25 protein-coding genes and 1 tRNA gene are annotated in these 25584 nt (G+C 59.5%); 10 read left to right on the forward strand and 16 right to left on the reverse strand.

The features are described 5' to 3' along the window. Position 1 precedes the first annotated feature (1 nt). Complete coding sequence (locus tag WNY80_RS17265; protein ID WP_342888649.1) at positions 2-574, reverse strand: TRAP transporter small permease; 573 nt, start codon at positions 572-574, stop codon at positions 2-4. 27 nt (positions 575-601) lie between these two features. Continuing rightward, positions 602-1579 (reverse strand): sialic acid TRAP transporter substrate-binding protein SiaP, encoded by a 978-nt coding sequence (locus tag WNY80_RS17270; RefSeq protein ID WP_342888650.1) that lies wholly within the window; start codon positions 1577-1579, stop codon positions 602-604. 230 nt (positions 1580-1809) lie between these two features. On the opposite strand from WNY80_RS17270, the gene WNY80_RS17275 reads away from it, so the two are divergent. Beyond that, positions 1810-2604: a GntR family transcriptional regulator gene (locus WNY80_RS17275; RefSeq protein WP_342888651.1), complete on the forward strand. Its 795-nt coding sequence runs from the start codon at positions 1810-1812 to the stop codon at positions 2602-2604. A 46-nt stretch (positions 2605-2650) separates the two neighbouring features. Here WNY80_RS17275 and WNY80_RS17280 read toward each other — a convergent pair whose 3' ends face one another. The 6 genes from WNY80_RS17280 to WNY80_RS17305 all read right to left on the reverse strand — a co-directional run bounded on the left by WNY80_RS17280 (position 2651) and on the right by WNY80_RS17305 (position 8431). Then, on the reverse strand, positions 2651-3370 hold the full coding sequence (locus WNY80_RS17280) for a FadR/GntR family transcriptional regulator (RefSeq protein ID WP_342888652.1): 720 nt from the start codon (positions 3368-3370) through the stop codon (positions 2651-2653). A 19-nt stretch (positions 3371-3389) separates the two neighbouring features. Then, a complete protein-coding gene (gene yjfF / locus WNY80_RS17285) occupies positions 3390-4361 on the reverse strand; it encodes a galactofuranose ABC transporter, permease protein YjfF (RefSeq protein ID WP_342888653.1) in 972 nt (323 codons plus the stop codon). Then, entirely contained in the window at positions 4358-5341 is a 984-nt protein-coding gene (locus tag WNY80_RS17290; protein WP_342888677.1) for an ABC transporter permease, read from the reverse strand. Before WNY80_RS17290 ends, yjfF begins: the two co-directional genes overlap by 4 nt. A gap of 41 nt (positions 5342-5382) precedes the next feature. After that, a complete protein-coding gene (gene ytfR / locus WNY80_RS17295) occupies positions 5383-6909 on the reverse strand; it encodes a galactofuranose ABC transporter, ATP-binding protein YtfR (RefSeq protein WP_342888654.1) in 1527 nt (508 codons plus the stop codon). Positions 6910-7022: 113 nt separating this feature from the next. Continuing rightward, positions 7023-7985: a galactofuranose ABC transporter, galactofuranose-binding protein YtfQ gene (gene ytfQ / locus WNY80_RS17300; RefSeq protein WP_342888655.1), complete on the reverse strand. Its 963-nt coding sequence runs from the start codon at positions 7983-7985 to the stop codon at positions 7023-7025. 369 nt (positions 7986-8354) lie between these two features. Then, a tRNA-Met gene (locus tag WNY80_RS17305) sits at positions 8355-8431 on the reverse strand. A gap of 514 nt (positions 8432-8945) precedes the next feature. Here WNY80_RS17305 and WNY80_RS17310 point away from each other — a divergent pair. Further along, complete coding sequence (locus tag WNY80_RS17310; protein ID WP_342888656.1) at positions 8946-9911, forward strand: Gfo/Idh/MocA family oxidoreductase; 966 nt, start codon at positions 8946-8948, stop codon at positions 9909-9911. A gap of 40 nt (positions 9912-9951) precedes the next feature. Here the strand turns inward: WNY80_RS17310 and mnmA are convergent, their stop codons facing one another. Further along, positions 9952-11145: a tRNA 2-thiouridine(34) synthase MnmA gene (mnmA, locus tag WNY80_RS17315; RefSeq protein WP_342888657.1), complete on the reverse strand. Its 1194-nt coding sequence runs from the start codon at positions 11143-11145 to the stop codon at positions 9952-9954. A 252-nt stretch (positions 11146-11397) separates the two neighbouring features. Between mnmA and WNY80_RS17320 the strand changes: the two genes are divergently transcribed. Continuing rightward, a complete protein-coding gene (locus WNY80_RS17320; RefSeq protein ID WP_269389244.1) occupies positions 11398-11673 on the forward strand; it encodes a DUF1153 domain-containing protein in 276 nt (91 codons plus the stop codon). 201 nt (positions 11674-11874) lie between these two features. Here WNY80_RS17320 and WNY80_RS17325 read toward each other — a convergent pair whose 3' ends face one another. Further along, positions 11875-12333: a paraquat-inducible protein A gene (locus tag WNY80_RS17325; protein WP_342888658.1), complete on the reverse strand. Its 459-nt coding sequence runs from the start codon at positions 12331-12333 to the stop codon at positions 11875-11877. Positions 12334-12469: 136 nt separating this feature from the next. Here WNY80_RS17325 and WNY80_RS17330 point away from each other — a divergent pair, with 136 nt between their 5' ends. Continuing rightward, a complete protein-coding gene (locus WNY80_RS17330) occupies positions 12470-12748 on the forward strand; it encodes a GNAT family N-acetyltransferase (RefSeq protein WP_342888659.1) in 279 nt (92 codons plus the stop codon). A gap of 171 nt (positions 12749-12919) precedes the next feature. Here the strand turns inward: WNY80_RS17330 and WNY80_RS17335 are convergent, their stop codons facing one another. Next, positions 12920-13276, reverse strand: a complete 357-nt coding sequence (locus WNY80_RS17335; protein WP_342888660.1) for a flagellar export protein FliJ — start codon at positions 13274-13276, stop codon at positions 12920-12922. A 438-nt stretch (positions 13277-13714) separates the two neighbouring features. Between WNY80_RS17335 and ctrA the strand changes: the two genes are divergently transcribed. Continuing rightward, positions 13715-14416, forward strand: coding sequence for a cell cycle two-component system response regulator CtrA (gene ctrA, locus WNY80_RS17340; protein ID WP_007198768.1), 702 nt, complete (start codon positions 13715-13717; stop codon positions 14414-14416). A 132-nt stretch (positions 14417-14548) separates the two neighbouring features. Here ctrA and WNY80_RS17345 read toward each other — a convergent pair whose 3' ends face one another. Together WNY80_RS17345 and WNY80_RS17350 are read right to left on the reverse strand one after the other, a co-directional pair. Next, positions 14549-14911 (reverse strand): response regulator, encoded by a 363-nt coding sequence (locus WNY80_RS17345; protein WP_342888661.1) that lies wholly within the window; start codon positions 14909-14911, stop codon positions 14549-14551. A gap of 137 nt (positions 14912-15048) precedes the next feature. Then, positions 15049-15699: a histidine phosphotransferase family protein gene (locus WNY80_RS17350; RefSeq protein ID WP_342888662.1), complete on the reverse strand. Its 651-nt coding sequence runs from the start codon at positions 15697-15699 to the stop codon at positions 15049-15051. A gap of 289 nt (positions 15700-15988) precedes the next feature. Between WNY80_RS17350 and WNY80_RS17355 the strand changes: the two genes are divergently transcribed. Next, positions 15989-16525 carry an EipA family protein gene (locus tag WNY80_RS17355; RefSeq protein WP_342888678.1) on the forward strand — a complete coding sequence of 179 codons (537 nt, stop codon included), beginning with the start codon at positions 15989-15991 and terminating at the stop codon, positions 16523-16525. A 193-nt stretch (positions 16526-16718) separates the two neighbouring features. Beyond that, positions 16719-18089, forward strand: a complete 1371-nt coding sequence (locus WNY80_RS17360; RefSeq protein WP_342888663.1) for a hypothetical protein — start codon at positions 16719-16721, stop codon at positions 18087-18089. 52 nt (positions 18090-18141) lie between these two features. On the opposite strand, the gene WNY80_RS17365 is transcribed toward WNY80_RS17360, so the two are convergent. Then, on the reverse strand, positions 18142-18987 hold the full coding sequence (locus WNY80_RS17365; RefSeq protein ID WP_342888664.1) for an RNA methyltransferase: 846 nt from the start codon (positions 18985-18987) through the stop codon (positions 18142-18144). Positions 18988-18989: 2 nt separating this feature from the next. After that, a complete protein-coding gene (locus WNY80_RS17370; protein WP_342888665.1) occupies positions 18990-19385 on the reverse strand; it encodes a hypothetical protein in 396 nt (131 codons plus the stop codon). 113 nt (positions 19386-19498) lie between these two features. Here WNY80_RS17370 and WNY80_RS17375 point away from each other — a divergent pair, with 113 nt between their 5' ends. Beyond that, a complete protein-coding gene (locus WNY80_RS17375; RefSeq protein ID WP_342888679.1) occupies positions 19499-20482 on the forward strand; it encodes an RluA family pseudouridine synthase in 984 nt (327 codons plus the stop codon). A 164-nt stretch (positions 20483-20646) separates the two neighbouring features. Continuing rightward, complete coding sequence (gene rpoH / locus WNY80_RS17380; protein ID WP_342888666.1) at positions 20647-21549, forward strand: RNA polymerase sigma factor RpoH; 903 nt, start codon at positions 20647-20649, stop codon at positions 21547-21549. Between the two features lie 1091 nt (positions 21550-22640). Here the strand turns inward: rpoH and WNY80_RS17385 are convergent. Beyond that, positions 22641-23060 carry a DUF4112 domain-containing protein gene (locus tag WNY80_RS17385; protein WP_342888667.1) on the reverse strand — a complete coding sequence of 140 codons (420 nt, stop codon included), beginning with the start codon at positions 23058-23060 and terminating at the stop codon, positions 22641-22643. Between the two features lie 795 nt (positions 23061-23855). Between WNY80_RS17385 and WNY80_RS17390 the strand changes: the two genes are divergently transcribed. Continuing rightward, the gene (locus tag WNY80_RS17390) at positions 23856-25571 is read left to right on the forward strand and encodes a 2-keto-3-deoxygluconate permease (RefSeq protein ID WP_342888668.1); all 1716 of its coding nucleotides are present in this window, start codon (positions 23856-23858) and stop codon (positions 25569-25571) included. Positions 25572-25584: the final 13 nt, after the last annotated feature.

A 25584-nucleotide genomic window follows, 5' to 3' on the forward strand; every position in this document is an offset into this window, starting at 1 on the left:
CTCAGTCAGTACCGAGTGACGTATCAAGCGATTGGACAATCTCTTCGGGCGTCTGTTGCCAGCGCCGCCACAACCAGATCGCCGAGTAGATGGTCATGATGCCAAGCGACAGGACGCAGATCGTGTAGATCCATGCCTTGGGTATCGGCAGCGACACCATTTGCTGTCGGGTTTTCTGGGTCAGGCCGATCCCGATCCAGGTCAGCGCACCAAAAAAGCCGAAGGTGATGAGCTGCGACACCACCGCCATTGCCTTGCCGAGCTTCGGCGGCGCTGTGCGGATGAAGAACTCGAGCGTGATGTGCGAACCTCGCCTGACCGCGCTGATCGACCCGACGAAGCAGGCCAGGATCAGCAGGTAACGCGCTGCCTCCTCGGTCCAGATCAGGGAATCGTTGAGCACATAGCGTGTGTAGAATTGCAAGAACACGACGATGGCCAGCACCCAGAAGACCAGGATCCCCGGCGCATCGATCCACTTGATGTCGGAGATGTCGGTCTCGGCTTCGTCGAATTCGATCGTATCGGGCGCGCCATCGGCGCGCCCCTGGTTTGAATTGCCCTGTTGGGTCATCGTGTCTTCCCCCGATGGCCTGTTGGGCTATTTGGCCAGTGCCTGCATGCGGTTGTACATGTCGATCGTGTAGGGGACTTTCGATTCATCCGTCACGATGGGCGCGACAGCGGCCTGGAACGCGGCCTTGTCGACCTCGTTGACCTGGATGCCCTTGTCGCGGAACCACTGCACCAGGTCCACTTCGGACTGGGCAATTTCATCTGACGACTGCGCAAGCGCATCCTTGATGACACTGTCGACAATCGCCGCATCGTCACCCAGCTGGTCCATCGCCGTGCTGGCCACCACGACGATCAGCGAATTGCCGATATGCCCGGTCAGGTTGATGTTGGACTGAACTTCGTAGAACTTCTTGAACTGGATGGTCGGTAGCGGATTTTCCTGCGCGTCCACCACGCCCTGCTGAAGTGCCAGATAGACTTCCGAAAACGCGATCGGGGTCGGGTTGGCGCCAACGGCGTTGGGGAACATCACCATCACCGGTGAATCCGGCACGCGGATCTTCAGCCCCTTCATGTCTTCCGGTTTTGTGATCGGAAAATTCGAGGTCACGTGGCGATAGCCGTACCAGGTGATGCCCATCACCGTGTGGCCGGTGGCATTCTTGTAGCCTTCCGACAAATCCTTGAACAGGTCGCTGTCGCGGTAGGCCTTCCAGTGATCGAAATCCTTGAGCATGAACGGGTAGTCGGAAATCGCGATCGGACCGTAGTCGCGCTCGGCAAAATTCGGACCGGTGTAGATCATGTCGACCGAACCGATGGTCAGGCCTTCATTGATTTCGGATTCCTTGCCCAGCGACGAGGCAGGGAACACGGTGATGTTCACCCGGCCGTCTGTCTTTTCCTTGATCTGCTCGGCGGCCCAGTTCGCCCACTTGTGGTAGGTCGAGCCCTCTTCATAAACATGCGCCCACTTGAGGTCCGCGGCGAATGCGCCGCCAACCAGAGTGCAGCTCATCGCGGCAGCCATCAAAGCTGACCTAAAGGTTTTGCCAATCATGTCTTCCTCCCTTGTGCCAACCGGAACGCATGACACGTGCCGACTGTCCTCCTCCAAATAACTAGTATACAAGATATATTTGTTATACTAGGAACGGGAACCTCGCAAGAGGCGAATGGCCGGCGCACCGGACCGGTGTCAGCCATCGGCGAAAAAACTGGGGAGAGAGCCGTTCCCGCTATCCGGAGGGATTCGGATGGGGCAAAAGAGGGCGAGCATCTGGAAGACACATGACCCAATCATCGACACCTGCCGCTTCGGCCAGGGAAAAGGCGCGCAAGCCCCGTGCCCACAACGCGCCTCCAGGCATCGACATCCATGCACGTGCGCCACAGCCCGCCAAGAATTCCGAAGTCGTCTATCGCGATTTGCGCCGTGCCATCATCGCCATGGAACTCGCGCCCGGAACACCAATTGTCGAGAAGGAAATCACCGACAAGTATCGCATCAGCCGTACCCCTGTGCGTGAGGCCGTGCTCAAACTGGCGGAAGACCGTCTTGTCGATGTTGTCCCCAAATCCGGCACCTTCGTTGCCCGCATTCCGCTCACCATCCTGCGCGAAGCCCTCGTCGCCCGCCGTGCGCTTGAGGAAGTCACGGTGCGCGCTGCCACCGCCCGCGCCAGCGAAAGCCAGATCATGCATCTGCGCGCCATCATCCAGCGTCAGCAGGAAATGGCCGACACCGGCGACGAGAAGGCGTTTCACCGCGCTGACGAGGATTTTCATGCCGAGATTGCAGCCGTCGGCCGGTTTCCCGGCATATGGGACATGATCCAGCAGATCCGCATTCAGATCGAACGCTACCGCCGCCTCACCCTGCCGCAAAAGGGCCGCATGCAACTGGTCGTCAATGAACACAAGGCGGTGCTTGAAGCCATCGCCGGCCGCGATGCCGACCAGGCAGCCTCGCGCATGCACGACCATCTCAACAAGTTGCAGCTCGATATCGCCGTTTTCCGCGACCTGTGGCCGGAATATTTCATCTACGACCCTGCCCTCGACGACGACCTGCTGATGGATTGACGCTCAGGCGGTCAACGCATGCAACACGGATACGTCCCGCCCGGCGTCAGAGAAGTTTCTTGGAAATGCGCGCAAGGCCGTCCTTGATGACCTGCTCCATCGCAACCGACGCCGCGTCACCATCCTTGCGCTCGATCGCCTCGACGATAAGCCGGTGCTTGTTGGCGGTTGCGACATGCCTGCCGGATTCGCCGTAGGGCGAGCTCATCTTGAAGCTCGTCACCAGCGCCGCTTCGATCAGGTTGCCGACCGAAAGCATGAACGGGTTGCCCGATGCGGCATGCAGCGCCAGGTGAAATTTCAGGTCGGCATGGGCAAAGCTCTCGTCGGAATCGGCCTTGCTCATCTCCTCCGCATGTTTGTAGAGAACCTCTATCTCGTCCTTGCCTGCACGTTGCGCGGCCAGCCGGGCCGCAAACGGCTCGATCGCATAGCGCATGTCGGTCAGGTGCTTGAGAAAGGTCACATCGACGCCGGTCTCGATATGCCAGACCAGAACATCCGCATCGAACAGGTTCCAGTTCGAGCGCTCGGTGATGCGGGTCCCGATCCGGGCCTTGGGCACGATCATGCCCTTCGCGGTCAGCGTTTTCATCGCCTCGCGAAGCACGGTCCGCGAAACGTCGAACTTTTCCACCAGGTCCGCATCGCCCGGCAGCAGGGTTCCGCTCGGATAGAGGCCGCTCACGATCTCCTTGCCGAGTTCGTTGACCACGAAGGAATGCTGGCTGCGATTTGCGCGTTCGGAAAAGCTGGTGTTGAGCAAATACTGTCTCCCTGGCCGATTATCCCTCGGCGGCCCGTCGCTTGCCTGTCGTCCAGACCAGTCCCTTCTGTAGCACGATGAACGCGAACAGAAGCATTCCGATCAGGATCTTGGTCCACCAGCTCGACAGCGTGCCGTCGAAAATGATGTAGGTTTGAATAAGCCCCATTATCAGAACGCCGATCAACGTTCCTGCGACAAATCCGCTGCCACCGGTCAGCAATGTGCCGCCTATCACCACAGCGGCTATCGCATCAAGCTCCACCCCCACTGTTGCCAGCGAATACCCTGCCGACGTGTAGATCGAAAACACGATCCCGGCCAGTCCCGCCAGAAAGCCCGAAAGCGCATAGATACCGATCGTCGTGCGCCCGATCGGAACGCCCATCAGTCCCGCGGCCTGGATACCACCGCCAACGGCATACACATTGGTGCCGAAGCGGGTCCGGTGCGCCAGCATTATCCCGGCGATGAACACCAAAAGCATCATGCCGCCGATCAGCGTAAGCCTGCCCTTGCCCGGCATCAGCCAGTAGCTTCGCTGCAGGAATTCATAGAAATCATGGGTGATCGGCACAGCGTCGATCGACAGCACATAGGCCATCCCCCGCGCCAGGAACATGCCCGCAAGCGTGACAATGAACGGCGGCATTTGCAGGAAATGGATGACCCCGCCCATCGCCGCGCCAAACAGCGTTGTGAGCAGCAGCAAAAGCCCAAACACCACAACCGGATGCAGGCCTGTATCGCGCAGCATCACCGCAATGAAAACACCTGAAAAGGCAATCACGGACCCGACCGAAAGATCGATGCCACCGGAGATAATGACAAACGTCATGCCCACGGCAACAATGCCCAGAAATGCATTGTCGGTCAGCAGGTTGCCGATGACCCGCGTCGACAGCATCGCCGGATACTGGGCGTAACAGATCGCATAGGCCACAAGAAAGATCACGAGCGTTGCCAGCAGTGGTAGAAAACGAGCGTTCATGAGCTTGCCGCCTGTTTTTCAGTGTCGGATGTGCTGGCCGGTTTCGTGGACAGGAAAATCAGAACGGTCCGCAGTCTCGGCGATTGCAGCACCAGGATGACCAGGATGATCACCGCCTTGATGATCAGGTTGAACTCTGGCGGGAACCCCGACAGCAGGATGCCGGTGTTGACCGCCTGGATGATCAGCGCGCCGATCAGCGACGCGATCAGCGAAAACCGCCCTCCCAACAGCGATGTGCCACCGATCACCACTGCCAGGATTGCATCAAGCTCAAGCCAGAGCCCGGCATTGTTGGCGTCCGCTCCTCGGATATCAGCCGCTGCAATGACACCGGCAAGCGCCGCGCAAAACCCCGATGCCATGTAGACGGCAATCAGCAGCACGCGGGTATTGACGCCGGACAGCGTGCTGGCCCGCAGATTGATGCCGATCGCCTCGATCAACATGCCAAGCGCAGAGCGGCGGACGATCAGCGTCACCAGCGCACCGGTCACTATCGCGATGATGATCGGCGTGGGGATCGTGAACAGGGACCCGGAACCGAAGAAAATCAGGCCTTCATGATTAAACGTCAGGATCGCGCCTTCGGTGATCAACTGCGCAATGCCGCGTCCCGCCACCATCAGGATCAGCGTCGCCACGATCGGCTGGATGCCGAGCACTGCCACCAGCACCCCGTTCCACAATCCGCAGGCAAGGCCCGCGGCCAGCGCCATCATCAACGTCAGGCCGAGACCATAGCCCTCGGTGATGCCCCATGCGGCCATCGCGCCGCAGATCGCCATCACCGCGCCGACGGAAAGATCGATCCCACCCGTGGCGATGACCAGCGTCATGCCGATTGCCAGCAAGGCCACCGGCGCACCGCGGTTGAGGATATCGATCGGGCTGCCATAGAGCCGCCCGTTGGCAATCGATATGTCGAAGAAACCCGGGAACATGATCGAGATCAGCCCGACGACCACCGCCAGCGTCATCAGCTGCGGCAGGATCCTGCGCGAAAACAGTTTGAGCCCGGTCAATTGACGGCCTCCCTTTCCGGCGCCGCGATGGCGCGAACCATGTTGTCTGTTGTGATCTCTTCACCAATCAGCTCGGCCACGTGCCGTCTGTCACGCACGACGACGACCCTGTGGCTGTAGGCCACGAGTTCATCGAGCTCGGATGAGATCACCAGCAGCGACATGCCCTCTGCGCACAGCTCTTCGATCAGCCGGATGATCTCGGCATGGGCGCCAACATCGATGCCGCGTGTCGGTTCATCGAGTATGAGAAACGACGGATTGGTCGCAAGCCAGCGCGCCAGCATGACCTTCTGCTGGTTGCCGCCCGACAGCAGACCCACCGGCTTCTCCGCGTCCGGCGTGCGGATATCCAGCTTGCGAATGTAGTCATTGGCCATCGCCTTCTGCTCGCGGTCGGGAATGCGCCGCATCCAGCCGATCCGCGCCTGCAGCGCCAGTGCGATATTCTCGCGCACGCTCAGGTCGGCGATCACCCCGTCGGTCTTGCGGTCTTCGGGACAAAAGCCAAACCCCGCCTTGATTGCCTGGCGCGGAGAGGTCAGCGAGACAATTTCCCCGTCTTTCCTCGCCTCGCCGCTGTCATGGTGAGCAACACCGAACAGCACTTCCGCGGTCTCGGTTCGCCCGGATCCCAGAAGCCCCGCGACACCGACCACCTCACCGGCATGGATCGACAGATCAAACGGCTCGATGCTGCCCTTGCGGCCAAAGCCGCTGAAGCTCACCCGCGGCTCACCGGCAGCCGCATGATGCTTGCCGTGCGAGCGCACCTCCTGCTCGAGTTCACGCCCCAGCATCATGTTGATCAACCGCACCCGGTCTATCTCGCCGGTCACTTCCGTGCCCACCAGCTGCCCGTTGCGCAACACGGTCAGCCGGTCGGAAATTTCAAATATCTGGTCGAGGAAATGCGAGATGAACACGATGCCAAGCCCGCGGTCCTTAAGCGAGCGCACCACGTCAAACAGCATCTTCACCTCGTGCGAATCGAGGCTTGCGGTCGGTTCGTCGAGAATGAGAACCTTGCCCGACAGCATCACCGCACGGGCGATCGCAATCACCTGCTGCACCGCGACCGAATAGCTGTCGAGGTTGCGCGTCACATCGATATCGAGACCATATTGCCCGAGCACTTCGCGGGCGCGGATGTTCATGCCGCGCACCGAGATCATGCCGAACCGCGTTGGCTGATGGCCCAGCGACAGGTTTTCCGCAACGCTCAGATTGGGCAGGAGATTGACTTCCTGGTAGACTGTGCCGATGCCGTAGGCCTGCGCGTCGAGCGTCCCCTTCGGGTCAATGCTCTTGCCCTCGAGCAGGATGTCGCCGCCGTCACGCCGGTAGGCCCCGGTCAGGCACTTGATCAGAGTTGATTTCCCAGCCCCGTTCTCGCCCAGCAGCGCGTGCACCTCGCCTGCCTCGAGCGAGAAATCCACCCCGTCAAGGGCAATCGTGCCCGGAAAAATCTTGCGCACACCCCGCGCGCGAAGAAGCGGTTGCCTGGCATCGCTCTGCGGCATCTGGGCCTCCCGAATTTCTTGACGTCCTCATCCCCTGTGCGCAGTCTATGCCACATCAGGTCCCCGGCCAAAAAGGCGGCCGGAGATTGTCCCCGGCCGCCATGAGGCAGGTCTCAGTATCCGAGATCTTTCTTCTGCTCGTAAACGGCCTGCGGATCGTCCGCCTTGGTGTAGAGCTTGGACTCGGTCTGGATGAACTTCGGCGGCATGGTGCCGTCCTTCATGTAGGCGGCCAGCGCATCAAACGCCGGGCCGGCCATGTTCGGGGTCAGTTCAACCGTTGCATTTGCTTCACCAGCCGCCATTGCCTGGAAGATGTCCGGCACGGCATCGATAGAGACCACGAGGATGTCTTCGCCCGGCTTCAGACCGGCTTCCTTGATCGCCTGGATCGCGCCGACGGCCATGTCGTCATTGTGGGCGTAGAGCGCGCAGATGTTCTTGCCGCTGTCCTCGGCCTTGAGGAAGCTTTCCATCACTTCCTTGCCCTTGGTGCGGGTGAAATCACCGGTCTGGCTGCGGATCAGCTTGATATTGGCATGGCCGCTGATCGCCTGCTCGAAGCCGTTCTTGCGGTCGATCGCAGGCGATGAACCGGTGGTGCCCTGCAACTCGACCACGTTGCAGTCCTTGCCTGCAAGTTCGTCAACCAGCCACTGGCCGGCAACGCTGCCTTCATGCACGAGGTCCGAACCGACGGCAGTCAGATACAGATCATCCGACGAATCCACCATGCGGTCGAGCAGGATCACCGGGATTTCGGCTTCCTTGGCTTCCTCGAGCACCGAATCCCAGCCGGTGGCGACCACCGGTGCGATCAGGATCGCATCAACGCCCTGCGCGATGAACGAGCGCAGCGCCTTGATCTGGTTTTCCTGCTTCTGCTGCGCATCGGCAAATTTCAGGTCAATGCCGCGTTCCTTGGCCTGCTGCAGCGTCAGCGTGGTTTCCGCCGCACGCCAGCCGGATTCAGATCCGATCTGCGAAAAGCCGACCGTCTGCGCCAGAGCGCTGGACGACATCATAAGCATGGACGCGAGTACACCCGCTCCAACGAGAGCTTTCTTCGAAATCATGTTTTCCTCCCAAAATCAGGGCTCCTGCCCGATCTCTAAAAAATCATACTATATTATTTTTGTAAACAGCGATTCTGGCAACCGAGCTGAATGCCCCTGTTGCAGCCACGTCCGGCTTCATCCAGGGCCAGATCATTGGGCTGGCTCCGGGATTGATGACAGCGGCGCGACACGGGCCAGATGATGAGAGGACAGTGACGAACCAACAATGCAGAGTGATGAACGGGCTCGCCAGCCGGGCCGAGACAATGAAGCTCACATCGCGGTCAGGTCAGGCTTGGAAAGCAGCCTTGAAACCCAAGATGACGCGACGCGCCAGTTGGCCCGCGGGATGCGAAACCTAACCACCTGCAATAATTTGGAGAATTTTGGTAGCGGGAGAGGGACTTGAACCCCCGACACGCGGATTATGATTCCGCTGCTCTAACCAGCTGAGCTACCCCGCCGCCAGCCGCCGATTGTTATCGGGCCAGACGGGCGGCATATAAGGTGCGGTCTGCTCTGGTGTCAAGCGCAGTTCGGGCTTTTCTTGCCGGTTCCAGCGTCTCTTGTGATGTGACGCTGCACCAGCCGCCCGCAACGCCGGTTTCCGCGGTCCCGGTCGCAGCATCAAACCCTCGTTTTGCCGCGGGGCAACGGTGGCTCGGGCTGCACCAGCTGCGAAACAACGCTCCGGCATTTTCCGCAAGAGCAGGGATTCGGCATCCGCATGAAGAGATTCGTGCATGGCAGCGGATGGCACCCGCATCCGGACTGTCGTGGCAGCCTGCAGGCTTCGTCCTGCACCGGGCCGCAATCGCGGCAGCGTGCTGCATTCCGGCGAGGGAAACGCAAACAAGACGCCATGCCGCACCCCTTGCTGGCCTCCCGTTCTCCGCCTTGCCTTGCCTTGACCTGTTATCGGGTCTAATCCCGTCAGCAAAACATCAGGACAACAAGAACACAGGACCACCACCTGCCATGCAAAGCGCCCTCCCCCCGAAAATCGTCGTCGTTGGATGTGGCTATTGGGGATCGAACCACGCCCGCACCTTTGCGGAGCTCAGCGCGCTCTACGCGGTGTCCGACCGCCATCAGGACCGTGCCGACCAGCTGGCCGCCATGCATGGCGTCAAGGCCATGACCATCGAGGAGGTTCTTGCCGATCCCGCGGTCGACGGTGTGGTTCTGGCGTTGCCGCCGCAATATCACGCCGACCAGGCAATCGCAGCGCTTGAAGCGGGCAAGCATGTGCTGGTGGAAAAGCCCATTGCCTTGTCCGTGGCCGATGCCCGGCGCGTGGTCGAGGCGGCCGAGAAAACCGGCCTTGTCGCCATGACCGGCCATGTGCTGCGCTTCCATCCCGCCTTCGAGGCGCTCGAGGCAATGATCGCAGCCGGCGACCTCGGCGCGGTGCGCTACATCCATTCCCACCGCGTCGGACTTGGCAAGTTCCACGCCGAGAACGATGCCCTGTGGGATATCGCGCCGCATGACCTGTCGCTGATCCTCGCGCTCACCGGGGAAAAACCCACCAGCGTCCGCGGCGTCGGGTCGGCCATGCTCAACCGGTTGTCGGATTTCGCCCATCTGCACCTGCAGTTCGCCAGCGGCGTGCGCAGCCACGTGTTTGCGTCCCGGCTCAACCCCTACCGCGAACGCCGCCTCACGGTCATCGGCTCGAAGGCCATGGCGGTGTTTGACGATGTTGCGCCCTGGGAGCAGAAGCTCGCCATCTACCATCACAAGCTGTGGGAAGATGACAATGGCTGGCAGTCCGAGATGGTCGATCCCGACTATATCGACATCCCCGACGGCATGCCGCTGACGCGCGAATGCGCCCATTTCCTTGACTGCATCCGCACCGGCACGCCTCCGCGCACGCCGGTGTCCGATGGCCTTGCGGTGATCGAGATCCTGTCGGAAGGCACCGTCCGGCACGATTAGCGCCGGATCGGTACTCCGCTCAAGCAGCTTGCAGCAGGCCTCAGGCGGCTGGCTGCAAAAGATTTGAAAGCATTGCCTCGGCAGCGGGCGAGCGCTCGGACCGGTCGATAAAACCACCGCCGAAAACACGCGCCTCGTCGCCTGGTGCCGAATAGAGCACACAGGCCTGTCCCGGCGCCACGCCGGCCTCACCCTCGACAAGCTCGACCGAGATCTCGCCATCTTCGGCGACGCGGACAATCGCAGGCCGCGGCGGCCGCGTCGAACGCACCTTGGCAAAGCACTCCAGTCCCTCCGGAGCAATATCCGAAAGTGGCATGTCGCCAAGCCAGTTCACATCGCGCAGGATCAGCCGCCTTGTATCAAGCGCTTCGCGCGGGCCCACGATCACCCGCCGAGACCGTGCGTCCAGATGCACCACATACAACGGATCTCCCGTCGCCACGCCGATGCCCCGGCGCTGGCCGATGGTGTAATGAACAATGCCCTGATGTTCGCCCAGCACCCGGCCATCGATATGGACAATGTCCCCGGCCAGTGCGGCGTTGGGCTTCAGTTTGGTGATGACATTGGCGTATTTGCCCTGCGGCACGAAGCAGATGTCCTGGCTGTCGGCCTTGTCGGCGACGCTCAGCCCCATTTCCTCGGCCAGCTCGCGCGTCCGGATCTTCGGCAGTTCGCCGAGCGGAAAGCGCACGTAATCGAGCTGCTCCTGTGTTGTCGCAAACAGGAAATAGCTCTGGTCACGGTCAGAATCGATCGGGCGGTAGAGCGCCCGCCGCCCCGGATTGCCAGGCGTCGGGTTGGCGCGCGAGCGGATATAGTGTCCGGTCGCCAGCGCGTCGGCGCCCAGGTCGCGCGCGGTCGCCAGCAGATCGGCGAACTTGACCGTCTGGTTGCAGGCCACGCACGGGATCGGCGTTTCACCGGCAACATAGCTTTCCATGAACGGGTTGATCACCGCCTCGCGAAACCGCTTCTCATAATCGAGAACGTAATGCGGAATGCCCAGCGTTTCGCACACGCGCCGGGCATCATCGATGTCCTGGCCGGCACAGCAGGAGCCGGCGCGGTGCACGGTCGCGCCATGGTCGTATAGCTGCAGCGTCACGCCCAGCACATCATAGCCCTCGCGTGCGAGAAGACCCGCAACGACCGAGCTGTCGACGCCGCCAGACATGGCGACCACCACCCGCGTATCGCGCGGGTCCTTATCAAAATCGAGACTGTTCACTGTCTTCCCCGGCATTCAACAGCGTTCAAGGCGCTGATCAAGCGGTTGCAAAAATGTCCTTGCGGACCCTGCCTTTATAGGGTGTGCAACGCCCTGCAACAAGATGCCTTGCAGTCCTGTGCTCCACTTCATCGCACCCCGGCAACCAACCCTGTGCCAAAACTTACCAATTCCTTGCCGGGCCCTTAGCCAATTTTTAAACCCCCGCCTGTAGTCTCTGCTCGATAGGTCTTGAGTGTGTAAGAGAGTACAATGACCGAAATGGTACGACCCCGCGTCAAATATGTCATCGGCCCCGATGGGAGTCCGCTGACAATTGCCGATCTGCCTCCCGCCAACACCCGTCGATGGGTGATCCGGCGAAAAGCTGAAGTGGTGGCCGCAGTTCGCGGTGGCCTTCTCAGCCTCGAGGAGGCTTGCGATCGTTATACACTGACAGTTGAGGAATTTCTCTCCTGGCAGTCCTCAATCAGCGACCATGGCCTTGCCGGGTTGCGCACAACGCGCATCCAGCAATACCGGCATTGATCCAGGGCCTGTGAAGCCGCCCGGGCTTCACCGCAAGGCCAACCTGCATCATCAGACAACAAGCAGCACCTGCGACGGCGGAAAACCCCGCCCCCGCCGGTGCTGCCGGTTTCTGACGGAACGCGTCGAAACTGTGCTGTCATGGCCCTGCCTGCCCTTGGGCATGCCTGGCCGGGCATTTGCTTAGTCATGGCGACCGGGTCAGGCGTCGCGGGATGCCCCGATACGGCCGGCAAGCCCATGCGCAACAGCTGCCGTCAGCGCGGAACCTGCATAAAACCAGAGGCCTGGCTGGGAAAACGCCTGGGCAATTCCGCCGGTCTTGGCCGCAACAATCACCAGCGCCACCAGGACCACGTCCATCAGTGACCAGCGGCTCAGATGCGGCAGCAGCCGCATTGCAAACCCCGAACCACGCACTGCACCGACGGCTTCGGCTGCAATCGCCACCAGCTTGACCACCGGAAATACCACCGAAACAAGCCCCACCACCAGCGCCAGCACCGGATCATCACCGGTCCACAATGTTGCAATCACGCCCAGAAGCGACGGTGACTGGTCGAAAAAATACAACGTTTCAAACCGCATCAGCGGCAACACGATGCCCAGTCCGAAAAACAGCGGCGCCAGCACCAGCGCCAGGGCGATCGTCAAACGCATAAGTCTGCTCCCAAATTCAAATCCGGCCGGCCCGGTCTCAAACCGGATTTTGTTTCACCACGACATAGGCTAGTTCTATCCTGCGCACGCGTCTGCATATCCGAGTGCGGCAGACATTGGCAATCAGGAGCCCATCATGCAGATCATCGAGGAAAACGGCCCGACCGGTGGGCGCTACATCGCAACCCTTGACGGCGCGGAAGCCGAGATGACCTTTTCGCGCACCTCGCCCCAGCTTGTCATCATCGATCACACCGGTGTCCCCGACAGCCTTCGCGGCAAGGGTGTTGGTCAGGCGCTGGCGCTACATGCGGTTGAAGCCGCACGCGCGGGCGGATGGAAAATCATCCCGCTTTGCCCCTTTTTCAAGGCGCAGGCGCAACGGCATCAGGACTGGCGGGATGTGGTTTCGTGATCCGCTGGCTGACCGGAGCCGGAACCGGGCCCAGGTTTCCAGATTGATGATTCGGGACTGCGAGGCGCAGTATGGCGCCTGAATTGCTCTCCACCACGCATTGAGGGCGCGGGCAACCACCCGCGCCTGGCCTCAAGGCCATTTTCAATGTGTCACAAGCCGGGCGTTAACTCAGACTGCCCGGCTTGACCTGTGTCCGGCATCCCGCACTTCGAGTGCAGCCGCCTTCTCGTATTCGGCTTGCGCCTCTTCCAGCGCCAACTCGGCCGCATCAAGCTGCACCTTCAATTCCTTGATCGAAGTCTGCAGGTTGTCCGACCGCTGGCGCGCGGCTTTTGCAAAGGTTGGATAGGCAAAATGGGAAGGATCGGTGATTCCGGCCTTCTTTTCCTCGGCAGTGATCTGGTACTCCAGCTCGGCTGCCATCTTTTCCATTTCTGCCATCATCAGCTGGATCTGCCCAAGCTGACGGGTTTTCTCGTTGACCTGAAACTGTTTCAGGCGAACATGGCTCTCACGCGACTTCATACGCAATACTCCCGTGATGCGAGATCCCGGTTAATGAAACTCGTTACACTGGCAAACGTGCCAGTCCCGTTGTGCAAATAATGACCACGACGTTAACTTTTTGCATGCCGTGGTAACCATTCATTTACGGGCATCGTTAATACTACCCCTCATGGTTTAAGGCGGGGTAAACGGAAAACATGATTTTTTCTCCCGTCATTCCGGAGTCCTTTGAATCACTTGGACCCTTTTCTTGATGTTCTGCTTCAAGAAAATCCAAGAGTTTTTTTGGAATGAAATCAGGAGTATGCCAGTGATAATTAACATTCCGATAGTGGTTGCGTAACCTGATCAGAATTTGTTAACCATTCCGTGGCAGCCTCCAAATCAGGCAACGACTGGATCCGTATCGCGTAAGTGGATCACAAAAACCTTACGACGGCGGAAAAGGGGATTAATATGCGGGTTCTACTGATCGAGGATGACAGCGCGACAGCTCAGAGCATCGAATTGATGCTGAAGTCTGAAAGCTTCAACGTGTACACCACGGATCTGGGTGAAGAGGGCGTCGATCTCGGCAAACTTTACGACTATGACATCATTCTGCTCGACCTCAATCTTCCGGACATGTCCGGTTACGAGGTTCTGCGCACTTTGAGGCTTTCCAAGGTCAAGACACCGATCCTGATCCTCTCCGGCATGGCCGGTATCGAGGACAAGGTTCGCGGTCTCGGGTTTGGTGCCGACGACTACATGACCAAGCCGTTCCACAAGGACGAGTTGGTGGCGCGCATTCACGCTATCGTGCGGCGCTCCAAGGGCCATGCCCAGTCGGTCATCACCACCGGCGACCTGGTCGTCAACCTGGATGCGAAGACTGTCGAAGTCGGATCACAGCGGGTTCACCTCACTGGCAAGGAGTACCAGATGCTGGAGCTGCTTTCGCTCCGCAAGGGCACGACCTTGACCAAGGAAATGTTCCTCAACCACCTCTATGGCGGGATGGATGAGCCGGAACTGAAGATCATCGACGTGTTCATCTGCAAGCTGCGCAAGAAACTTGCGACTTCGGCCGGCGGCAAGAATTACATCGAGACAGTCTGGGGCCGCGGCTATGTGCTGCGCGAACCCGACGAGAGCGAAATCCTCGAAAGCGCCTGATTTTTCTTACCCTTCCAAGGGGTTCAGGCCTGAAACAAAAAAACCCGCCGGTCCGGCGGGTTTTTTGCTGTCTATCGGGATATTTTCGCGCGTCTGTCTTTTGACTATCCCGGTTCCCGGCGTGTTCCGGAATCAGGCGGCGGCAGCGTAGGGCGCGAAGGCTTCCGTCAGGCTGCTGCGGTCAAACGGCTTGAGCAGGAAATCGTCCGCGCCGGCGCGCTTGCCGGCCATCATCTGCTTGAATTCCTTTTCGATCATCAGGTAGTAGATCCGCACCTCTTTGCCGCCATCCATCTGGCGAACCGAGGAGATCAGGTCCAGCGCACCTGTCATGCCCGCATCGACGCAAAGCACATCGGGGAGCTGCGCATCACACATGATCATCGCTTCACCGGCATTTGACGCCTCGATGACAAGATAATCCAGTCCGGTCAGGATGCGCTTGGCAACCTTGCAGATAACGGCAGAATCATCGGCGATCATAAAGCGGCGCATGGCGCTTCTCCTTTGGCTTCTTCCAGGCGCACCCTGGGCGGATGCGCCGTCATTGAGAGGAAGATTAGCCCAAGGGAGCGAATATTTCGTAATCAGACAGGCTTAACGGAGCGTTGCCGCCCGCTCGGCCGCTGTCCTCAGGCGGCAGCCCGGGGCTCGGCGGTAAACACCACTTCGTCGGCATTGGCCGAACAGGAAAGGGTAAGCCCGGCCTCGTCCGCCAGCAGCACCGTGTAATAGGGCTGAATGGAATGGGCATCGATCGCCTCCTCCACATCGCCGGAATAGATCTCGAGGAACTTCGGCGGCACCCGCACCATCCGGCCCTTGCAGACCAGACGGAACCGCGGATCCGTTTCCGGAGTCTCGACCGTCACATCGATCTCGCCACCGCGCGGAATTGCGCCATAGGCGACGAGAAACAGGTTGAGCAGCAATTTGACCTGGTTCTTCGGAATGATGGCGCGCGGTCCGTTCCACCGCACCTCGGTCTTCTTGTCGGCCGAGACATAGTCGAGCACAGCCTTCTCGGCCTCGCCGGTATCGATGGAGGCTCCGACCGACCCTGATGCACCAAAGGCAAGCCGGGCAAATTTGAGCCGTACCGAAGCATTCAGTGCGCTGGTGCGGATCAGGTCCATCGCATCCGCATCGGCGCCGCCTTCATCCAGCAACTCCAGTCCGTTGTTGATCGCGCCAACCGGCGAAATGATGTCGTGGCACACGCGGCTGCACAAAAGCGCAGCAAGATCCGGACCCGCCAGGGTCAAGTTATGGTTTTTCGACATCAAGAATCTCCTCTTTGTGCCCCGCACGTCGAATCGGCTGGGCAGCAAAATCGCATCAGGTGCTGTTTATCGCAAGCGCTTCGGGCCAGGGACCGGGTGATTGGCCCATTGCCGAAAACACTTCAAATATCCCGCCCTAAAGACACCACATTTGGTAAACTGCTTATTAAGATCGGCACGCCACAATGTGATCAATGTTTCCTGCGGTATCTACCGACCCATCAACGGAGTGGACTCTATGATCGCGTCCCGCTTTTGCCTTCGTGCATTTGCCACCTTTTTTCTGTCCATGCTGCTGGTTTCCGGAACTGTTCCGGGCGCCAATGCACAGGCGGCGAATTCATCGCAGTACAGCATGCAGGAGATCATCGACGCCGGTCATGGTTTTTTCGGCACCACCTCCGGCGGCCTGGCCAAGATTGTCGAAAAGGCATTCCAGTCCTACGGCCTGCCCAATGGCTACATCCTCGGGCAGGAAGCCTCCGGCGCCCTGATCGGCGGCCTCACCTACGGCGAAGGCCAGCTGTACACCAAGAATGCCGGCCAGCACGACTTGTTCTGGCAGGGCCCATCGATCGGCTGGGACTATGGTGGAGACGGCAACAGGACCATGATGCTGGTCTACAATCTTCCAAGTGTCGAAGCTGTCTATGGCCGGTTTGGCGGCGTATCGGGCTCGGCCTACGCAATCGCAGGTCTTGGCATGACCGTGCTCAAGCGCGATGGCATCCTGATGGTTCCCATTCGTACCGGCGTTGGCGCACGGTTGGGCATCAACATCGGTTACCTGAAGATGACACGGACACCGACCTGGAACCCGTTCTAGGCACTTCCGGGACATTCGAAGACTTAAAGCGGCCGTTTCAGGCCGCTTTTTTGTTGAAACAGCGCATCTCGTTTCTACTTTCCGCGAATCACTTTCACCTCTTGCGCTTGCCGATTCGGCCGGGCCATGCTTAATGCGTACGCAGGTTTGGCCGGGCACATCTTGAGCCCTGCACGTGACATGTGGATGCGTAGTGATCGAGTTTGTCCTGTTATTTGCGCTGGGTTTTCTGGCCGCCGCTCTGGTTGCGCTGATAGTTGCGCCGATCATCCAACGCCGTGTGGTGAGTTTGACCGAGCGCAGAATCCGCGCCAGCGTTCCCCTTTCAGCCGCAGAGATCCGCGCTGAAAAGGATATGGCGAGAGCTGCCTATGCCGCGGAAAATGCCCGCCTTTCAGTCGACCTCAAGCACAACCGCGACCAGCTCACCGAAAGCGTGGCGCGCAGCACGAGACTGAGCAACGAGCTGGTTGCCATCCGCGCCGAAAAACTCGACGCCGAAAAACGGGTCGAGGAGCAGGCTGCCGACATTCGCGATCTTCACTCCCAGATCAACGAGCGCGACGCCACCATCACCACACTGACCGGCAATTTCGGTGATGCGGCACGGCTGGCGGAAGCCCGCAAACATGAAATCGCCATACGCGACGACAAGATCAACCGCCTCGGCGTCGAGATCGAGGAGCTTCGCATTGATCTTGTCACGCTTGATACCGAGGCTGAGAACTTCAAGTCCCAGATCCGCGAACTCCGCACCGAGCGCAACGCCCTGCGCGATTCGCTCAAAGACGCGGAATCCCTCAATCGCGACCTGGAAAACAAGCTGAAAAGCAACGAGGAACGGCTGGCCCAGAGCGAGGAAAAACTTGCCAGGACCATTACCGCCCTCACCGACCGCGAGAATGCCCTCGAGCGCCGGATTGCCGAAGTCGACCGCTTCAAGAAGAAGAACCGGGAACTCTCCGACGAGCTGCGTGTCGCCAAGAACGCCGTCAAGGAGGCCAACAGCCTCGCGAGGAAAGCTGCCGTCAACGGCCGCAACAGTGCGACACGGCAGACACCGCCCGAGCCCGAGCCAGCGCCGTCCAGCAACGACATCAGCGATACCGCAGACATTGACGCTGTCGAAATGACGGCCTCAGACGAGCCGGAAGTCGCAACCGAAATCTCCAAACCGAGTGCTCAAGTGCATCAGATCGCCAAGCCGACGCCCGCAGCCGAACCCAAACCTGCGGTTCAGAATGCCGCCAAACGTGAAGCTGCCCCGGCAAAACCGCGGATCACGGAAGACCTTTCCGAAGACGAGAAGATCGACCGCCTTCGCGCCCGCCAGGCGGCGCTGATCGAGAGACTGCTGAAAGCCGACAAGAGCGGCAATGATGCAGCCCTGCGCCGCGAAATCGCGATTGTCGCCGCAATGATGGTGGAACTGACCGCCAGCCGGGACGGACAATCCTCGCCGATCTACACCATCCTCAAGGGCAGCGAAGACCCGGCCCGCCCCGGCAGCACCGAACCAAGCCTGGCTACCCGCGCCCGGGAAATGCTCGCCAGCAATCATTGAGGCTTGAAACAGCCGCCTGATCAAAAGCCAGGGCTTCTTCGCAGGGAGGGCTTCAGGCCCCTGCCCGGCCCATGCGCACGGCGGCATGCCACAGCGCGATGCCGCTGGCAGTGGCGACGTTCAGACTGTCCATCCCCGGTGCCTGTTCGATCCTGAGTGTCTTGATCCGCGCGATGATGTCCGCGGGCAACCCCTCGCCTTCGGTGCCGGCAAGCAGGGCCAGGCGCTTGCCCGGCTGATAGCCGCTCAGCGCCCCGGCTCCGCGCGGCGAAAGACCTGCAACCTCGAAACCATGCGCCGACAATGTTGTCACAAGCTGCTCGATCGAGCCGGCCCGGCAGAACGGAACCCTGAGCGCCGCCCCGACCGAAACCCGGATCGCCTTGCGGTAAAGCGGATCGCAGCAGGCATCATCAAGCACCACGCCATCCGCGCCAAACACCCCGGCATTGCGGAAGATGCCGCCGATATTGTCATGATTGGAAATCCCGCAGGCAGCCACCAGCAAGGCCCGCTCGGGCAGGCGCGACAGGAAATCCTCAAACGATGCTGAAGGCACGTGCCGTCCGACAGCCAGGATACCGCGATGCATGGCAAAGCCGACGGCGGCATCAAGCACGTCCCGCCCGGCGACATAGACCGGGCAGCCGGGATCGATGCGGTCGAGAAGCTCGCCCAGGCCATCAACCCGGTTTTCGAGGATCAGCGCCTTCTCGAGCACGAACCGCCGCGTACCGGCTTCGGCATCCAGAAGCGCCTGCAGCACAACCTTGCCCTCGGCAATGAAGCGGTCGCCGCGGCCGGCAAGGTCGCGGTCACGCATCGCGGTGAACTCGGCGATGCGCGGATCCGACGGATCCTCGACCCTGATCAGCCGCGATTGCGCGCCCGGCGCCATGATCAGCGCGTGATCACGACAACATCGCTGACGATACGCCCGACAGAGATATCATGCACGATCACCCGCATCGATCCGTCGGAGGCCCGGCCGAAAAAGCCGATCCGGTTGCCGTCGAGCGAGATGGTTTCAACCACGAAACCGGCCGGCAGCGCCGCCACGGCCTCGATCGGCGCATCGGAAGGGACACTGGCCGAAGAGCCTGCGACCTGCGTGGACGAGACCGAAGCATCGTCGTTGCTCGTGAATTTATAGACAATCGCGCCAAGCACGGTCATAAGACCGATGAACATGATGCCGATCGACACGGCCAGCAGCCGTACCATTTTGCGCCGGACTTTTTCCATTTCAGGATCAAGCGGCTTTTCGTCGAGATCGTCTTCATTCATTTTCGACATTTCCATTCCTTGCCGGGCGGACCCTGATAGTGAAGAACGCGACACCGTTTACCGAAGCTGAGACCGATAGGGAAGCCCAGGCCGCCCCCGGCGACGAGTCCGGAAAGCAGGCACTGGTCGCCGGCGATGATGCCGAGGGCCGGCTCGATGCCTGGCTGGCGGCAGAACTGGAGCCAGACCTGTCGCGCAGCCGAATAAAGGCGCTGATCGAGGCCGGTGCGGTGACCGTCAACGGCGTGACCGCCAAACAGGCCAAGCACAAGATCCATCCCGGCGATCAGGTCGTGCTCGACATGCCCGAGCCCGAGGACCCCGACCCCATCGGCGAGGATATCCCGCTCGAAATCCTCTACGAGGATGACGATCTCATCGTCATCAACAAGCAGGCAGGCCTGGTGGTGCATCCCGGTGCCGGCAACTGGACCGGAACGCTGGTCAACGCGCTGATCCACCATTGCGGCGACAGCCTCTCGGGCATCGGCGGCGTGCGCCGGCCCGGCATCGTTCACCGGCTTGACCGCGACACCACCGGCGTCATGGTCGTGGCCAAGAACGATCTGACCCATCGCCATCTCGCTGATCAGTTCGCCGACCACGGCCTGACCGGTCCGCTGGAGCGCGCCTACCAGGCCATCGTCTGGGGCAAGCCGCAGGGGCTCAAGGGCACCATCAATGCCAGCCTCGGCCGCGCCCGCGACCGCATCCGCCGAGCAGTCCGCACCGACCATGGCGACGATGTCCGCCACGCGGTCACCCATTACCTGGTCTGCGAGCGCTATGACGAGAAAGCCGACAGCACCTGCGCGGCGAGCCTTGTCGAATGCCGGCTTGAAACCGGCCGCACCCACCAGATCCGCGTTCACATGGCCCATATCGGCCATCCACTGATCGGCGATCTCGATTATGGCGGCGCCTACCGCACCAAGGCAAACCGGCTGCCCGAGGATATCCGCGACATCGTCAACGCCTTTCCACGCCAGGCACTGCACGCGTTCCTGCTGGTTTTCGAGCACCCGACAAGCGGCGAAACACTGCGCTTCGAGGCCCCGCTGCCCGCCGACATGGAGCAATTGCGCCTGGCGCTGGCGCGGCTCTAGCCGCAATTGCGGCGGCAATTCACGCGACCGTGATGGCACTCGCACCTTGATACCGGGTTTCGCCACAATTAAATGCCACTTCAGGAAAGCTCGGATGCGAAATTCGGTCCGGGCCTGCAGGCTTGCCGGAAGGAAGCCACGATCAGGGATAAGGGGGTGCTGTCATGGCCCAAGTCAAATTGCCGTCCATTTCTGCGGGCGAGAACGGTCTCAACCGCTATCTTGCCGAAATTCGCAAGTTCCCGATGCTGGAACCGCAGGAAGAATACATGCTGGCCAAGCGTTTCCTCGAGCATGAGGACACCAAGGCCGCCCACAAGCTCGTCACCAGCCATCTGCGCCTGGTCGCCAAGATCGCCATGGGCTATCGCGGCTACGGCCTGCCGATCGGCGAAGTCATTTCCGAAGGCAATGTCGGCCTGATGCAGGCGGTCAAGAAATTCGACCCCGAGCGCGGCTTCCGGCTGGCCACCTACGCCATGTGGTGGATCAAGGCCTCGATCCAGGAATACATCCTGCGCTCGTGGAGCCTGGTCAAGATGGGCACCACCGCCAACCAGAAGCGGCTGTTCTTCAACCTGCGCAAGGTCAAGAGCAAGATCCAGGCGGTCGAGGACGGCGATCTGCGCCCCGACCAGGTCGCCGAGATCGCCACCAAGCTCAATGTCTCCGAGGAAGAAGTCATCTCGATGAACCGTCGGCTTGCCGGCGACGCCTCGCTCAATGCGCCGATCCGGGCCAGCGAGGGCGAATCCGGCCAGTGGCAGGACTGGCTGGTCGATGATTCCGAAAGCCAGGAAGACATGCTGGTCGAGCAGGACCAACTCGAAACCCGCCGCGCCATGCTGCAAAGCGCGCTCGGCGTGCTCAACGAGCGCGAAAAGCGGATTTTCGAGGCGCGGCGCCTGCGCGACGATCCGATCACGCTGGAGGATCTCTCCACCGAGTTCAACATCTCCCGCGAGCGCGTCCGCCAGATCGAGGTCCGCGCCTTCGAGAAGGTCCAGGACGCCGTCCAGAAAGCCGCCGCCGCCCGCGACAAGGCGCTGGTGACAGTCGACGACTGAGACGCGCACCGATTGCGAAACAGTTTGAACCCCGGAAGCGGAGACGCTTTCGGGGTTTTGTTTGTGCGGGCATGCAGGGAGCGTTTTGAGCTCGCCCCTTGCGGGGGAGATGTCACGAAGTAACAGAGGGGATGGGGCTCCACGAACAATGGTCGATCGGGGTGCACCGATGGTTCACCCCCCTCTGCCCTGCCGGGCATCTCCCCCGCAAGGGGGGAGATCAGCAAGCGGCACGATCCAGTCCGGCTCCCCTGCCAATCTCGCGAGGGGGCGCACCAAAGGCCTGGCCGGCCTTTCCCCTCCCCCGCTCCCTTCGCACAGCAAAACCCCGCGCGCGACAATGTCGCCGTCGGTATGAGGCAGTGCATCGTCCGGCAACAATCCGGACTTGTGGGGCGCGGGCGACAGGCCCGTGGTGGTTAAGAGATGTGGCTTGGCGCAGTCACCCGCGCCCCACCGGTGAGGGACCGATGCGCCTTCCGGGCGCACATGGGGCTTCCTTCCAGCAAAGCTTGACGCGAGCCCTGGGCGGTTTCGTCGCGTTCGGTCCTTCGGGGACCGAACCCGCCTTCTCCCACCCGCGCCCGACAGATGGATCCGTCAGGCGCGGCAGGGACTTCCCGGGCCGGCATTTGTGGTGACGCCGCAAGGCCGGAGGGGCAGCCCGCCCCGACCGGACATGCGGATCAAACGCCGCCGGTTTCAGCCCCGGCAGCGGCCTTTCCCATCCACAGGGATGAGCGTCGCCACAGGGGCCTGCAACCGGTTCCGGCCATTCGCGCGAAAAACCCTTGCCGCGATCCACCTCGATCCGGCAGGCACCCCGCGCTGGCCGGGGGGTCACTTCGCTAAGCTTCCGGCCTGCAGGTACGGTGCCCGCGCGCCAGAACTCACCGCCTCCCGCCGGCCAAAGCTCCGTCAGCCCCGGCCATCCGCTTGGAACGGAAGGTCGGGGTAGTGTGGCACGGGGGCAAAGGGTGTGGAAAAAATGGTGGGATTTTTTGGTGGAGAGGAATTTGCACGGCGCATGAATTGGCATGTTCGGGCGGAAGCCCGTCCGCCCAAACATACCAGTTCCAGCGTCAGGTGGATCAGGCCGCTGCGCTTGTTTCGGTTTGCGCAGAGCTGTGCGCCTGTTTCCGGGCGCCGAGTTGCTCGCGCAGGATCGCGACATTGCGCAGATTGGCCTTGAAGCCGACGTCGAACAGATCGCCGATCACCGGGACCAGGCCGATCACATAGTCGGCGGCCGAATTGGCAAGCATCCGGGCAATATGCCGTCTGCCGATCCCCATCCGGTGGCCCCGCCAGATGATCCAGGCCGAAGGTGCCGCCACCAAAGTGTCGCCGATGCCCGGAATCAGGCCGACAATGGTGTCCAGTCCGAACCGGATCGAGGTACCCGGCAGGCGGAAGCGGCTGTCGAGCGTCCTGGCCAGCCGGTTCAAATGATCCAGCTCCCGCTCGATCACGATCATTTCCCGGTCAAATCTGTGCGCGCTGTCTATCATGCTAGACAAACTGTCTCGGCGGTTTTTTGTTCCACGTGGCGGGCATGGGGCGCGAGCGGTGGGTCGCATCGACAGCAAGGGCAGAGCTGTGGGCGGGGCGCCCGCGCACATTCGTCCGCATCGCTTGGGATTTTTGGGCAAACATGACGCCGGTGCTGGCGCGGACCAGCAGGTCTCCGGTTCCGGCAATTTTTCTGCCGGGGTGTTCCCGATCGCCGAGTTTCTGGCCCGCAGGTACGGTGCCCGCACGCCAGAACTCACCGCCTCCCGCCTGCCAAAGCTCCGTCAGCCCCGGCCATCCATTTGGTAAGGAAGGACGGGCCAGTGTGGCACGGGGGCAAAGGGTGTGGAAAAATGGGGGTGGAGCGGGGGATTGATTGGCCGGAAAACCAATGCCGCTCAATGTTGCGCGAGGCAATGGCAGCGAAGTCGAAACTTCGAGCCGCAGTCGACTAGACTTTGCACACCAGAAAAATTGATTTGGCCTGTTCATACGCACCATTGCTAACGCGTGCTCAGAAGCAAAAGTGGCGCTGCGTAATATCGCCTGCAACTTCCAGCAGCTGATCTTCCATGACGCGTCGAAGCCAGTCAGTGAATTGACCAGAGTCAATCATACAATCAAAAATCAGCTTAATCCTAGTTTTAAGATCAAATCGGCCTGAATAGCGTAAGTTGTTGCGCCTTAATTTTCGCGCCATTGATCAAAAGCCTGTCGAAACAACAATCGATGCGGACATTCATCTCAACAATCGACCTCACTTCGAGGAAGCAAGTTTAATTTTTGGAGAAAACATGACAGAAACAGACGAAAATAAAAGGTTTTCCGGAATAGGAATCTGGAAACTACTAAATGAAGTTCCAGCCGGAACGATGTTTGTACCACTTGTAATAAGTTCCATCATCGTAACAATTACTGTGCACAGTGGCCTTGGAATGTCATTGTGGGATTACCTTGGTGAGCCCATGAAAAGTATGTTTGGCCCTTCCGGACAAATGCTTGTCATTGGTCTTATGTTGTTCTGCACAGGAACGATGATCACTGGTCATGATTTCGTGGAAGTCGGGGAAAGAGGGATTTGGGTTATTTTCGCAAGACTTCTACCCGCATACGCAATTGGTGCGTTTGTATTTGTATATTATGGCCCGAATGGGTTTGCAGGTATTGATGCCATTACATTGGTTTGCTGCTTAACATCAGCAAATGCCGCATTGTATATGGGCATTATCAAACCCTATGCAGACGAGCCGGATCGGGGTGCATTTCCGATCATGCTGATCTTCTCCATGCCACTCCTGCCATTCATATTCCTATCATATTTTGGTAGTGGCAGCGGAGGGTTTACAAGTGAGATGATGCAGGTCCTCTCTCTCCTGCTTCCATTCTTTCTGGGTGTTTTGCTTGGAAACCTTGATCCAAAAATCAAACAGGTTTTCAAAGGCGGGAACACGATTCTTCTGCCATTCCTCGGATTTCAGTTCGGTTCAACAATCGATTTAGTCAAGGCATTCCAGGGAGAAATCATTCTTGTTGCGGTCTTGCTCACTGCCATCTATTGGGCGGTGACCATCATTATCCCATTCATTGTTGATCGTTACGTCCTCAAGAGACCGGGCTATGCCGCTATGGGCTCTACAGCATTGGCGGGTGTTTCACTTGTACTCCCATCTATGGTTTCGTCGTTCTCGTTCGATGGCCAGCTTGGGTCGGTGTTTACTTCAAACTCTGTCTCTATTCTTGCATTTGTCTTGCTAATTACAAATGTTTTATCCCCATTCTTCACAAAATGGACAATGAACGCCTATTTCAAACACCACAAAGCCGATGCAGAAAGAGTCTTTTCGGACACACATCCGGAACTGCTCGCTGCGGTTTATGATGAAAATGGCAACTATAGAAACCACCACCATAATCATGAAATATTCAGCAGGATATTTCGCTCCAGATCGCATGACGAAGATGGAACATTGATCCAGGTTTCGACATTGAATGCGCTGATGGAAGGTGACTACAGAGGAAGCAAGACCGTAAAGGAAGTATTGAAAGACACGGATACTGGCGTTGGAACATACAATGGACTTGATGGCGAAGCGATAATTTACAAAGGCCACGCCTACGTTGGCAGGGCTGATGGCAACGTAAGTGAAATGGGGCCAGATGAAACTTTCGCATTCTCGATCACAACGCGATTTAACGACAATGTTGATGAGGACGAGATCTCATTCGGGTCAATCGAGGATCTGAAAACGAAACTGGAAAAATATCTGGATTCGCACAACTATTTCTTCATGATCAAGATGGAAGGAATATTCAACGTTAGAGTAAGAAGCAATTTCAAGCAAAAACAACCTTATGAACCACTCTACAAGGTAGCCGGCGATCAAAGAGAGTTCGAATATCAAGACATCGAAGGCTCCGTTATTGGCATATTTTCACCAAACTATGTGAGAGGTGGCTCGGGAAAACTGCACAGCAGGGATAAGTGGAATTTCTGCCTGAGTTTGGCTTAGATGCCGGAAACAG

This window comes from Hoeflea sp. AS16 (genome assembly GCF_038900095.1).
Lineage (GTDB): Bacteria > Pseudomonadota > Alphaproteobacteria > Rhizobiales > Rhizobiaceae > Hoeflea.

Bases quoted from the DNA above. Each gene is read 5' to 3' on its own strand.
- yjfF (WP_342888653.1), bottom strand. From the start codon at position 4,361: ATGAACGCTCGTTTTCTACCACTGCTGGCAACGCTCGTGATCTTTCTT.
- WNY80_RS17320 (WP_269389244.1), top strand. From the start codon at position 11,398: ATGACCGAAATGGTACGACCCCGCGTCAAATATGTCATCGGCCCCGAT.
- WNY80_RS17390 (WP_342888668.1), top strand. From the start codon at position 23,856: ATGACAGAAACAGACGAAAATAAAAGGTTTTCCGGAATAGGAATCTGG.
- WNY80_RS17355 (WP_342888678.1), top strand. From the start codon at position 15,989: ATGCTGCTGGTTTCCGGAACTGTTCCGGGCGCCAATGCACAGGCGGCG.
- ytfQ (WP_342888655.1), bottom strand. From the start codon at position 7,985: ATGATTTCGAAGAAAGCTCTCGTTGGAGCGGGTGTACTCGCGTCCATG.
- WNY80_RS17330 (WP_342888659.1), top strand. From the start codon at position 12,470: ATGCAGATCATCGAGGAAAACGGCCCGACCGGTGGGCGCTACATCGCA.
- WNY80_RS17350 (WP_342888662.1), bottom strand. From the start codon at position 15,699: ATGTCGAAAAACCATAACTTGACCCTGGCGGGTCCGGATCTTGCTGCG.
- rpoH (WP_342888666.1), top strand. From the start codon at position 20,647: ATGGCCCAAGTCAAATTGCCGTCCATTTCTGCGGGCGAGAACGGTCTC.
- WNY80_RS17265 (WP_342888649.1), bottom strand. From the start codon at position 574: ATGACCCAACAGGGCAATTCAAACCAGGGGCGCGCCGATGGCGCGCCC.
- WNY80_RS17370 (WP_342888665.1), bottom strand. From the start codon at position 19,385: ATGTCGAAAATGAATGAAGACGATCTCGACGAAAAGCCGCTTGATCCT.
- WNY80_RS17270 (WP_342888650.1), bottom strand. From the start codon at position 1,579: ATGATTGGCAAAACCTTTAGGTCAGCTTTGATGGCTGCCGCGATGAGC.
- WNY80_RS17310 (WP_342888656.1), top strand. From the start codon at position 8,946: ATGCAAAGCGCCCTCCCCCCGAAAATCGTCGTCGTTGGATGTGGCTAT.
- WNY80_RS17290 (WP_342888677.1), bottom strand. From the start codon at position 5,341: ATGACGCTGGCGGTGGTCGTCGGGCTGATCTCGATCATGTTCCCGGGT.
- ytfR (WP_342888654.1), bottom strand. From the start codon at position 6,909: ATGCCGCAGAGCGATGCCAGGCAACCGCTTCTTCGCGCGCGGGGTGTG.
- WNY80_RS17385 (WP_342888667.1), bottom strand. From the start codon at position 23,060: ATGATAGACAGCGCGCACAGATTTGACCGGGAAATGATCGTGATCGAG.
- WNY80_RS17325 (WP_342888658.1), bottom strand. From the start codon at position 12,333: ATGCGTTTGACGATCGCCCTGGCGCTGGTGCTGGCGCCGCTGTTTTTC.
- WNY80_RS17365 (WP_342888664.1), bottom strand. From the start codon at position 18,987: ATGGCGCCGGGCGCGCAATCGCGGCTGATCAGGGTCGAGGATCCGTCG.
- ctrA (WP_007198768.1), top strand. From the start codon at position 13,715: ATGCGGGTTCTACTGATCGAGGATGACAGCGCGACAGCTCAGAGCATC.
- WNY80_RS17345 (WP_342888661.1), bottom strand. From the start codon at position 14,911: ATGCGCCGCTTTATGATCGCCGATGATTCTGCCGTTATCTGCAAGGTT.
- WNY80_RS17275 (WP_342888651.1), top strand. From the start codon at position 1,810: ATGACCCAATCATCGACACCTGCCGCTTCGGCCAGGGAAAAGGCGCGC.
- WNY80_RS17335 (WP_342888660.1), bottom strand. From the start codon at position 13,276: ATGAAGTCGCGTGAGAGCCATGTTCGCCTGAAACAGTTTCAGGTCAAC.